The sequence below is a fragment of the Shewanella surugensis genome, from assembly GCF_023284005.1.
Classification (GTDB): Bacteria; Pseudomonadota; Gammaproteobacteria; order Enterobacterales; family Shewanellaceae; genus Shewanella; species Shewanella surugensis.
Map to the genome: position 1 here is coordinate 1 of NZ_JAKIKS010000146.1, position 11379 is coordinate 11379.

An 11379-nucleotide genomic window follows, 5' to 3' on the forward strand; every position below is an offset into this window, starting at 1 on the left:
TCATTTTTAGTCATTGCGATGTTCCTTTTGTTAATTGTTGATCGGCCAAGATCAATTAACAGGTTACATCGCAATGCTTTATCCTCATACACCAGAAACGACTATAGCTCTCTCCTATTGATATGGGAGTTATTGTTGGTAATTTCGGTAAGCAAGTTGACCTAAAAATAAGATGGTAGCATATCGACCAAAATTTCTAGCGTATCCCCACCTGCGTAATAAACTTTCATTACCGTAATTGTAGAAATCTCCATTGTAACGAATTCCCCAGAGTAAGTGAGTAGCACTCCTAATTCGATTTCCAGGAATATGACCTATAGCAGTATACTCAAACTCTGTTAAGTGCATGGAATATGGCTGTGCATTAATTATCGTATTAGCTGGATTATCAATTGTATATTTAAACCCGCAATGAGTTGGCTGTCAAACGTTGCTACATACTACTGCCCACAGGCCAGATTTTTCCCTTAACCGATTCCTGCAACGTGATCTCAACACCATCGACCGTACACGTCGTGGTAAATAACCAAGTATCGTGAGTAGTAATACCGGTATCTCGACTGAACGCCAAAACAGAAGTGGCGTCAGGTATTTTTGAACTGTTCACAGACGTATTGGACTGCTCCCAATACTTTGAATTTAACGCCGGGCTGACTGAACTCGAAAGTGTCAGTGTGGCACCTGTAATATTGGCCAGTTTAACGCTTGTATTATCTGAGGTTGAAATGTCTGTCATATTGGTTTCTCCTGATATTAATTTGGTTCTGATGTGAAGGATGCAATATTTGCGACAGAGCCAGATTTTTACTCGCCTTCAGATCTGTTCATCAGAGGCACTTTTACTACTATTTTAATTTCACTCATTGACAATTTTTGAACATGGCTCTATCGCAAAAGGAACTTCCGAGCGGAAAACAAGTCAGCATGTTTATCGATGGTTCTGTCGCAAACTCAGATAATGTCGCTATAAATTAAGGGCGTACCGTCCCTCAGACACAGCTATCCAACTAAAGAATAAAACTGCTCCCATGGTGTCATTTTATACTCCGTTTCCATCTATTCTTGCTTAAGAATCGATCAAATTTATACACCTGCTAATGTTGCTTCAGCCCCAAGCCAAGAGTGTCAACCTAAGCGTTGATGTATTTTACCTCGATTAAATGACCCTTCACTTAAAACCAGTTGTTTAAAAGGGTCATAGGGTAATTAACCTATACAATGAATATATGGGATCCCGCCTGTACAACCTTTACTACTTAAACCAATTAAGCAATATTTTGTTATGCAATCACTACCGCAACACTGCGTGTTGTGGCCTGAGGGATATATTCCATTTGTATATAAACCAGTAATATTTTTACTACGAATTAACGGTTTATTTTGCTTTGGTATTTTCATTATAATATTCCTTTTAATTAGGCCATACGGGTTATGGCCATTAATTTGCTCGTGAGAGCGATTTAGAATATATTCCCGTACATATATTCTTATCTTAGAATTACAAATTTAGGATTTATTAATTTTTTCTTTCATCTTTATGCGTTACAAGAATTATTAATATACATAGTAGTTTTATTGGTACCTCTATCACCTTCTCTTTTCTAAAGATAAAATAGTCAGCATTAACTTATTGATACAAACTTAACAACCACCTACTGAAGTAGGTGGGTTAGTATGACGGACTAAAGACCGGTTGTTTTAGCCCTCTGTTTTAAAATTGTCTTCTATTTTAGGTTCGAAATGATGCTCTAAATATTCCTTTATCATCTTTTCTGTTAAATCTCCCGAAGTAACACAAAAATATCCCCTAGCCCAAAAATGACGCCCCCAATACCTATGTTTCAAATCGGGAAAGGATTCAAATAGTTTTGTTGAAGATCTACCTTTTACTCTTCTCATTATTTCACTGGGTGCCATATTTGGTGGTGCTGAAACAAGCAGATGAACATGATCTTTACTTACAACACCTTTTAAAATTTCAAATGCATGACAGGTTTGTCGGATTAATTCCCTTACTTTCAAGCCAATATCACCTTTCAACACCTGATACCGATATTTTGTTACAAAAACAAAGTGATACTGAATCTTAAAGACCGTATGACTACCATATCGATATTCCATTACTATTTCCTAATCTCTTTCGCATTCATAGGAAAAGAATATCATAGCTAAAGCTGACCGACTAAAGTCGGTGGTTTTAACCTTAAAAGAGGACTAATAAATTTCACCTGTTTACCTATTGTTTAGGTTGAACCATTCTAGATTCAAGCAATAAGTAACTAGCTCAGTAAACTAAAAACCCACTATCTTTTTGACCAGCTTCGGACTTCACCAATTGTAACTGGAATTTCATCACTAACATCTATAGTAAAGCGGTAAATTTTATTGGCATTTTGAAGATTGTTTGGATTGAAGAAGCTTAATTCCACATCATAACAATCAGAATCAGGGCGAGAAATAGGACTCTTATTAACATTGATGTGATCCAGCTCAAGCTTTCCTTTGGTTGTACTTTCAATAACTTGACTAACTTGAAATGCATTGGTAGCAGAATAATTCAATGCCCGATCTTCTGGAGATACGCCAAGATTACGTAAATCGTAATACACTCTTTCAAGGAAGTTATTTAAGCCGACTCTATGCGCGTCATACAAGTTCTGATCATCTCCTGACTTTGCTGGACGTTTACCCAAAACATCTTCTACTAGAGCATGAGTCGCCCAGCTATACATTCCACGGGGATTAGGAACTATAAGCGGGACTGTTTGTCCATTATAAAGTGTGGTGCTACCAGCAATAAGACCTGGTATAGAAATAAGTTCTACCCCATTATAAACTTGGTCTTTTAAAGCCTCACGCAAGCGTTCATAAACAACATTAGCAAAAGCCCCTATAGGTTGAATGGCATAAATGGGTGTTACATCCAAATTCAAGGTCCATATGATAGACTGTGCTTCAAATGGATTATCATCTAAATATGTAAGCATATCTTCTGGGCTATGAGGCGTATTTTTTCCAACTGGCATGCTTTGAGAAAATGAATCTCTCCTAGCTTCTGTACCAAAATCGAAATCAATTTTTCCTAGAGCATAAACTAATGAGGTTTCGTTACTGCTGCCTTCACAGCTGCAACCAGAAGGGGCTATTTCCCTTTGCTTGTTACTCCATTTTGATATTTGTTTAATAGCTTGCATATCTTCTTTTACCTCTCCTGAAGTACATATACCGCTGTTATTTTGAATACTTAGAGTTTCTGTTGAATTGGGAGATAATAAAGCGTCACCCACCGAGTTTTCGTCTCTTATTTTAACTTCGTCAACTTCGTTAGTATATTCTGACATTGTTGTTTTCCCTCCATTTAAAATATTTTTTTTAATAAGATCAATGTTTATTATTCCTGCCAAGTATCTACGACAATCTACAATTTCTTTACTGATTTGTTTACATGCCGTCGCTGTAGATATAATAGTTTTTCGAATAGAACACGGATCTGGCATCAGTCCATTTTTTACTTGAAGACTTAACATTAAAGCAGCTATGCCTGACACTATTGCAGTAGCAAAGCTAGTTCCTGATAATTCCCCATACAAATTTTTAGGGAAAGCTCCAAATATTTTATGCCCAGGTGCCAATATGCCATTATCCAAGTAACTTTCCCCCCAGTTACTGTTAGACAATGGTTTATTCATATCATCCATAGCTCCTATTGCCAATGTTGATGGGATGGCAGCTGGAATATGTAAACAATTACAGCTATCATTACCTGCGGCCGCGATCAATAAAACGTTATTTTCCTCACAAGATTTAACTGCATTTAGTAACATGGGATCAGCTTTACCAGTAGAGCTTAATTGTCCTCCGCTAATATTTATAATATTGGCTCCACTATTTATTGCTTCAATGATTGCTCGTGCTAAATCTACTTGTGAACATGATACTAACTCACCGACTTTTGAATAAGAATAAATAGGAAGGAATATTCCTCTACATCGAGGTGCAATTCCTTTTACTGGACTATTGTGATTTCCAAATAATAAACTTGCTATGTGAGTTCCATGCTGAGATGGTTTTTCTTTAGAGGTATCAGAGTGTAAGGTATTTACATATTGTGTATTTGAATCAATAAAACAGTTATGCTTCATATCTACGGATCCGTCAAGTATAGCTATACAAATTTCAGGTTCCCCTTTCGTGTGTTCCCAAAGTTTTGCCAGGCCGTTGATTTTTACTGTTATATCTATATGTGTCGTATTATTGACCATTTTAATATTAACCTATTTTATTTGTATAGCTATTATTTTCAATAAATTATTGGATTTCATTATCCCAAAAAACTATGTATTATCTATATTTAAATTAAATGTAAGTCGCGTTTTAATTTTTAACAATATGTTTCTATTTTAAATTTTATTAAATTCCTACAGTGTCTAAGATTAAAGGTAAACAATAGAACTGTCTCTTACACACATCTTTATGCATGTTTTCGATATTGATTTACATGTACATGCAGTGATATGCAATTAAATCAGTATCACCTTTATTCTTATGATTTTTTTGAACACCAAAAGACATTTTTGTTTGTTCCTGATCAAATAACGCACTATTTTCAGAATACAAAATAATCCCATAGTACACATAAATAACTTATTGATGACTTTGTAGTATAGTTAAAAATAAAATTAACGCCAATATTCAAATTTTTTATTCCTAACCAATATAAAATGTTGATCTATATGGTTAAAAAGCACAATATAAGTGCGAGACGGCTTTATTGCAATGCCATCCCATCAGGTTTTTTGATGGTACCCATCAAGAGTTATTGTCAAATCTGGTGTATCAACTGATCGTGATGTTCTGTTTGATCTTGAGTGATCCGTTCACCATCTTTAAATTTAATGCCTGATATGACGTCGGCAAGCAGTTTAAAACCTCGCAGGCGATACCACTTTTTTTCTGCTGATTGTGCCAGTTTAAACACCATCATTAGTGTCGTCTTACGACTGCCACAGCTTTTGACTTTATGAGTACGTAATCGCACCGTTGCAAAGGTAGACTCTATCGGATTACTCGTTCTGATATGCATCCAGTGCTCTGCTGGATAATCATAAAATCCCAGCATTTCTTCTTTGTCTTTCACCAAACAGTCGACTGCTTTAGGGTATTTCACCTTGTAGTTTTTGACAAATAAATCATAGGCTTTGTAAGCAGAATGACGACTCTCTGCCATCCAAATATCTTGTAAACTGTCTTTGATTTTTGGCTGCATCGATTTTGGTACTTTATTGAGTATATTCGCTGTCTTATGGTGAAGAGGTATAGTTAATTTGGCCACCTACTTAGAGACTGTATAATAGGTCTCATATCAATATAGGTGACACCATGACAAAGAGAAAAGGTCGTAATTTTACTCCTGAATTTAGGCTTGAAGCAGCGCTATTGGTTTTAGAGCAAGGTTACTCAGTAATAGAAGCCGCAGAAGCCATGAATGTCGGTAAATCAACCATGAGTGGTTGGGTAAAACAACTTAAACATGAATATGATGGTATCACTCCTAAAGCAACACCAATGACGGAAGATAAGCTTAAAATTCGTGAGCTAGAGAAGCAAATTAAACGCATTGAAATGGAGAAAGAAATCTTAAAAAAGGCTACAGCTCTTTTGATGTTGGATTCACTCAGCACTGTACGTTAGTTAATGAATTAAAAGGTCATTACCCTGTATCTGTTCTCTGCGACACCTTTAATATGGCTCCGTTGCAAAGTTGGCTATTTGAGCCACACTCATTAAAAACCACATCATCAGATCCATTATGTCAGACTTCAAAGGCCGACACTTCACTGGCGACATTATTCTTTGGGCTGTACGATGGTACTGCAAATACGGAATAAGTTACCGCGAACTGAAAGAAATGCTCAATGAGCGCGGTATTACCGTTAGTCACACAACCCTTTATCGCTGGGTACAAAGCTATGCCCCAGAGATAGAAAAACGATTACGGTGGTACTGGAAACCGGGGTGGAGTTCTAGTTGGCAGGTCGACGAAACGTATGTCAAAGTGAATGGGAAGTGGACTTATCTATACCGCGCTATCACCAAAGAAGGCCATACCGTCGATTTTCATTTGTCTCGAACACGCAATCAAAAAGCAGCGAAACGTTTTCTGGGTAAGGCATTGCGGAGTATCGAATCTTATAGCCACCCCAATACTTTGAACACGGATGGGGATAAAGCATACGCGCCAGCAATTCTATCTTTGAAGAAAGACGGGCTCTGTGACCAGAGCCTAAATCAACGACAGGTCAAGTATCTGAATAACCGGATAGAGTCCGATCATGGCAAACTCAAACGACTCATCAACCCTGTTCGAGGGTTTCAATCTTTGAAAACAGCATTCGCTACGATAAGAGGATTTGAGGTCATGCGCATGTTTCGAAAAGGCCAACTTAACTTCTGGTTGTCTGGTCGTGGCTCCTTAGCCGAAGTGCGCCTAATTGAGAGACAATTTACTTTCTAGGCGATGAATTAACAGAAAAATCAGACTCCCGCTAAACTTTGCAACGGAGCCAAATGATGACACCATGGGAACAATTTTATTCTTTGGCGGCCTAATTGTATCTGAGAGATCTTGTGCCCTTAAATTATAGCGGTGAGATCTCAGTTTGCGACAGAACCTAAAATGTTGCAGGGGAAGTTATAATGCAGGGCACTCTTTCCAGCTTAAGTGGTAAAGTAAGGCAATATTTGCATCAACGGTATCGAGCTGTATGAAGGAATGATTATCCGTCCCTTCATAGGCTTTCAAGCTGGTGTTGGCCCTTAATATTACTTCATCGGTACCACAAGCAGACCACACAATAGCCTCTGCTAAAAAATCATTTTCGAACAAGAAATCTTCTGAATTCCATATATCAGGCTGTCCCCATTCTTTTATAAATTGTAATCCTTGATCGCCGGCAAAAAAGTAATCGGCAACCAATGCACCATAGCCACCAGGGGCAATATCAGCATAACCACGATAATCCATTTCAATTAATGACACACTCAGTCCTTGTGGAATATGCAATGCAAATCCCATATTACAGGTTACGCGTGAGCGTCCTCTCGGATCTGCTGAAGAATCAGCTTGGTAATTATCAAAAAAGATACTGACTTTAGAGCCGTCTTCTGTCAACACTGCATCTAATTCACCTTCAAGACAACCGCCACCACTATAAGCAAAATCGTAAATATATGCCTCGTCAAGGACTGAAGAAATAATATTATCAGGCGTATTGGCAGGAACTGCATTTGCTGAGGTAGACATCATCAAACTTAAGGCGAAGCTAGGTAGTATTTTTGTCAACATGTTTTATCCATTAAAGTTTAGTAAATTGATATAATGGGTACATCTGACTACTCCCAATTCAAAACAACGACGCCTATCCTAATAGAAACAAAAAGGATTACAAGGGGAAAGACGAAATATTGAGTCATGAAGGGATTTTTTCAACAAGACGGTAAGAAAAGATATGACATCATCTACGATAAGAAATTGATCAAACGTTCGGGTATGTAGCGAGGAAATAAACTCACGTTTTAAGCACCCTTCTTCCTCTTCGATACACACAAAAGTGGAAAAAGTAGACATGGCGTTCCTTTACCCAGTATTACAAGCAAGTTACTCTTTGATTTTAAACCAAGATATTACTGCAAAAATATCATTAAAATCATTATCTGTTGAATCTTCGCCATCGAATTGGAAAGTTTGATTCAACTGATGCTAACGCCTATACGTGTTAGAACAACCACTATTGCTAAAACATTCCCAAAGTCATATCGATGGTCAAAATTGTTAACAGTGACAAAATCTATGATTGGTAATGCAGTTCCGCCAGTCATGACTAAAGAAGTGACAGAGTCTGTTTTTAGGGCAACATAATTCAAACCAGTGATAAAAAAGCCTTATCACTGGTAGGCGATTTTAATTAAAAATTTTACATCATAGAAACAAGTAAGGTACATTATCCCTGTCCTGCATTTCGAGGGTAGCTATTTTATCGCTCATTTTTCAATGCGGTTTTTTTTGGATGAAAAACAGACAATGCACCTTATTTGAGAACTCGTCTCTTTGCTTTACCTGCCCTTCATCTTACAAATAATGTGAGTGCTGGTGATGAAGAAATAGGCATTGTTAATTTTAACGGAACGACAGCTTATTCAATGTATATATGAGCTGAATTACAATAAATGGAATAAAAATGAAAGGAATAAATCAATTTAATTGCCTGCCTATTGCTGTAGGTTTATTAGCAGTTTCTTCTGTAGCACAAGCTCATACGGAAGCTCCTGGATATACTATAGAGAACATTAGTACACAGTTTGCCTGTTCAGATCTTTCTGAAGACAACGGTACGCTTGAACTGGTAGGATTAGATAATAATCAGCAGAGTTTGCGAGCTACTTTCTTAGGTGGTGAAATGCGTGCTTTAGTATCCCCTGGCGGCTTTTCTGACAAAAAGACTTGTGAACTGGAATATACCATTATTCCTAAGCCTGGTTACAGAGTCTCTCATATTGGTTTTTCTGCCGCTGGTAACTATCTGGCCACTGCTAGTTCTATCAACAATGTCAGAGTAAGACATCGTCTTGACTTCAGTGCTGAGACTTTCTCTTACCAGACCACGTTTAGCGAGGGTTCAGATTCTTTTGATAACGTTATTGCCAGTGTTGATTTAAGTGATAATTGCGGGGATCCGCTTGTTGTGGAAACTAGCATGATCACCGAAGTTATTAGCTTTGATGGTTCTGTTGCTTTGGTTAGTTTAGATCAGGGACAAGGTGGCGGCGGTGACAGCGACGGTGATGGTAATGCAGATGTTGATATTGATCTTGCTGATATAACTGTTGAAAGTTGTTCTTTTTAGTTAATTAATACTATGTTAACCAGTTAACTTTTATTAATACTGGGTTTTCAAGGTGCTATTTTTTGTGATTCCCTTGCTTATCCAGTATCAACGAATAATATCATTTGAATACAGTTTGCACTGTTAATAAACTCAACGGACAGAATATGACTCATTTTACCTGAGTCAGTTTTATTCATGGATATAAATCTGTGCAATTTAACCTGGATTCAGCCGTTAGTTTTTTACAGGAATAAAAAATGATAAAATTTATACAAATGATTTTCCTCAGTCTGTTACTGAATTTAAGTGTAACATCCATACAAGCTCAGGCAACAACAAAATTTGTAAGTAATGAATCTGCCATACCTTCTTTCTGGTTAAACCCGTTTGATTCCTATTATGCTGGTTATGATAAAAGACTTTATTATGTTCAGGTACAGTTTAATAGAAATAATACAGGATCTTATATATCTGATGATGGCTTTGCTGGCTCTTTCACTAACGTGACTTACAATAATCTGGAGCAAAGTATTAATGGTCAGTGGTCTGCCGACACAAGTCAGGGTTTTTTTAAATTTATCGCCAATGATGTGACTGATCCAACGCTGGGTTTTCATGGTAGTTGGTGGGATACCGATGGCTATACTGCTTCCTGGGACAGTCAGGGGGTGGTTGTTATATCAGAGCCTGCAATTGATAATGCCGATCCTTCTTATAGCATAGAAGTCAGAGCACAACGTTATGCTTGTCGAGACAGTGATATTAGCATTGAAGACACTACTGATAAGGGAACTTTTGTGCGCATTAATTTTAACCAGGGTGAAATGACCGCTATTGTTCCTCCTTATACCTCGGAGAGTGACAAATATACTGATAAGAAAATATGTGAGCTGGAATATACAGTTACCGTGGCACCTGGGGATCGTTTAAGTAGCGCGCAATTCTCTGCCAATGGCGCTTTTAATATTACGGAGCATGGCTTTTTATTGACTAAAGTCAGTCATCGTTTTGATGCTTTTACTGTTAAAGATAGCGCCACTCTGTATGGCAACAATGATCCTCGCAGTGGCACTTTTGATAATCAACAAGTTGATATTAAAAGCTACCTTGATGGCAGTTGTGGTGGTGAATTCAATATTACCACTACTCTGGAAAGTTTTGCGTCGGTAAGTGGTTTTAATGAAGGGATCAATCAAATTGGTTTTGATCAGGGTCAGTCTGATGCTGAGCTTGAGGGAATTTACGATGTGTGGAATTTATACATCGAACCTTGTCCGAATTAATTATTTACTCAATGTTGTCAGGTGCTTTTTAAACATCTGACAACAACATATTGTTGGTTATATAGAGGGAAGTGAATAAAATGACGCGATTAAAATATTTGGCTGTTATTGGCATACTGATATCGAACCAGGCAGTTACAGGCACAGAGCCTTTGAATTCCGATACTGATAAGTTTGATATCTATATCACTGAACAATCTTTCGACTGTGAAAACAGCGATATTAAATTAATAACAGATAAAGATGGTCAGCGACGCATTATGGCCGACTTCAATAATGAAATGAGTCTGGACTCGTCAGCAGATAATCCATTATCGGTAAACCAAAAGACTTGCCAAATAAGTTATTATGTTATTCCAAGACCTGGTTATCTGTTAAATGCTGCCAGTTTTTCTCTGGATGGTGCTTATCTAACCAGTGCATTTTCCATTAACAATGTCAGGATCCGCCAGCGCATTAACCAAAGTGACTTAACCTATTCTCAACAACAATCATTTGTCACTGATGCTGATGGTAAGCCACAAGAGGGTACTTTTAGTGATTTTAGCAGCGAAGCTCCGGTGACACCAGTGTGTGGTGGGGTAACCCTGATTGAAACCAGTCTGATTGTTGAACTCATCTATTTATCGGTAAATATACCCAACACAAAAATTTCGATAAATCAAGGGCAAAGCATGGCGAGCATAGCAGAGTTTTCTGTTGTGCCTTGTGAGTGACTCGTTCATTGCAACGTCGCATCTTACTGAGATCTAGCATTATCACTTTTACTGAATATTCCATTACGACCTTTTCCAAACCAATGATCAAAATTGATCCTGATTACCGACAAGGGTTCTGTCGCAAACAGCCTAAATACTTTATGATCTAAGCATCACTTTTTATGCTTAATGTTTATGAAACTCAATTTTTCAGGCCGACATTACCCTTCTGCGATCATCATGCAGGCACTGCGTTACTACTTGGCCTACAAACTCAGTTATCGAAAAATTGAGGAGATATTTGCTGAGCGTAATATTCATTTTGATCACTCAACCCTGAACCGTTGGGTTATCAAATATGCGCCGCAACTCGACGCTATTTTTCGAAGGAAAAAGCGGAAGGTATCAGGTTCGTGGCGAATGGACGAGACCTACATCAAGGTTAAAGGCCAATGGGTTTACTATTATCGAGCTGTTGATAAATTTGGCGCGGTGATTGATTTTTATTTGAGT

At 37.7% G+C, this 11379-nt stretch carries 10 protein-coding genes and 1 pseudogene; 6 read left to right on the plus strand and 5 right to left on the minus strand.

The features are described 5' to 3' along the window. Window positions 1-433: 433 nt before the first annotated feature. The 4 genes and pseudogenes from L2764_RS23300 to L2764_RS23315 all read right to left on the minus strand — a co-directional run. Entirely contained in the window at window positions 434-736 is a 303-nt protein-coding gene (locus L2764_RS23300; protein ID WP_248942715.1) for a hypothetical protein, read from the minus strand. A gap of 962 nt (window positions 737-1698) precedes the next feature. Then, complete coding sequence (gene tnpA / locus L2764_RS23305) at window positions 1699-2121, minus strand: IS200/IS605 family transposase (RefSeq protein ID WP_248942716.1); 423 nt, start codon at window positions 2119-2121, stop codon at window positions 1699-1701. 182 nt (window positions 2122-2303) lie between these two features. Next, window positions 2304-4262 (minus strand): PatA/PatG family cyanobactin maturation protease, encoded by a 1959-nt coding sequence (locus L2764_RS23310; protein WP_248942717.1) that lies wholly within the window; start codon window positions 4260-4262, stop codon window positions 2304-2306. A gap of 560 nt (window positions 4263-4822) precedes the next feature. Next, a pseudogene (locus L2764_RS23315) lies at window positions 4823-5305 on the minus strand (transposase); the annotation flags it as partial. Window positions 5306-5379: 74 nt separating this feature from the next. Between L2764_RS23315 and L2764_RS23320 the strand changes: the two are divergent. Both L2764_RS23320 and L2764_RS23325 read left to right on the plus strand, forming a co-directional pair. Beyond that, entirely contained in the window at window positions 5380-5691 is a 312-nt protein-coding gene (locus L2764_RS23320; RefSeq protein ID WP_248942719.1) for a transposase, read from the plus strand. Between the two features lie 118 nt (window positions 5692-5809). Then, a complete protein-coding gene (locus L2764_RS23325) occupies window positions 5810-6514 on the plus strand; it encodes an IS6 family transposase (protein WP_248942721.1) in 705 nt (234 codons plus the stop codon). 177 nt (window positions 6515-6691) lie between these two features. Here the strand turns inward: L2764_RS23325 and L2764_RS23330 are convergent, their stop codons facing one another. After that, window positions 6692-7345, minus strand: coding sequence for a DUF4360 domain-containing protein (locus L2764_RS23330; RefSeq protein ID WP_248942722.1), 654 nt, complete (start codon window positions 7343-7345; stop codon window positions 6692-6694). An 892-nt stretch (window positions 7346-8237) separates the two neighbouring features. Here L2764_RS23330 and L2764_RS23335 point away from each other — a divergent pair. The 4 genes from L2764_RS23335 to L2764_RS23350 form a co-directional block, all read left to right on the plus strand. Next, a complete protein-coding gene (locus L2764_RS23335) occupies window positions 8238-8903 on the plus strand; it encodes a hypothetical protein (protein ID WP_248942723.1) in 666 nt (221 codons plus the stop codon). A 239-nt stretch (window positions 8904-9142) separates the two neighbouring features. Further along, complete coding sequence (locus L2764_RS23340; protein WP_248942724.1) at window positions 9143-10168, plus strand: hypothetical protein; 1026 nt, start codon at window positions 9143-9145, stop codon at window positions 10166-10168. A gap of 80 nt (window positions 10169-10248) precedes the next feature. Further along, entirely contained in the window at window positions 10249-10884 is a 636-nt protein-coding gene (locus tag L2764_RS23345; protein WP_248942725.1) for a hypothetical protein, read from the plus strand. A gap of 177 nt (window positions 10885-11061) precedes the next feature. After that, a partial coding sequence (locus L2764_RS23350; protein WP_248942727.1) for an IS6 family transposase occupies window positions 11062-11379 on the plus strand: 318 nt, incomplete at its 3' end.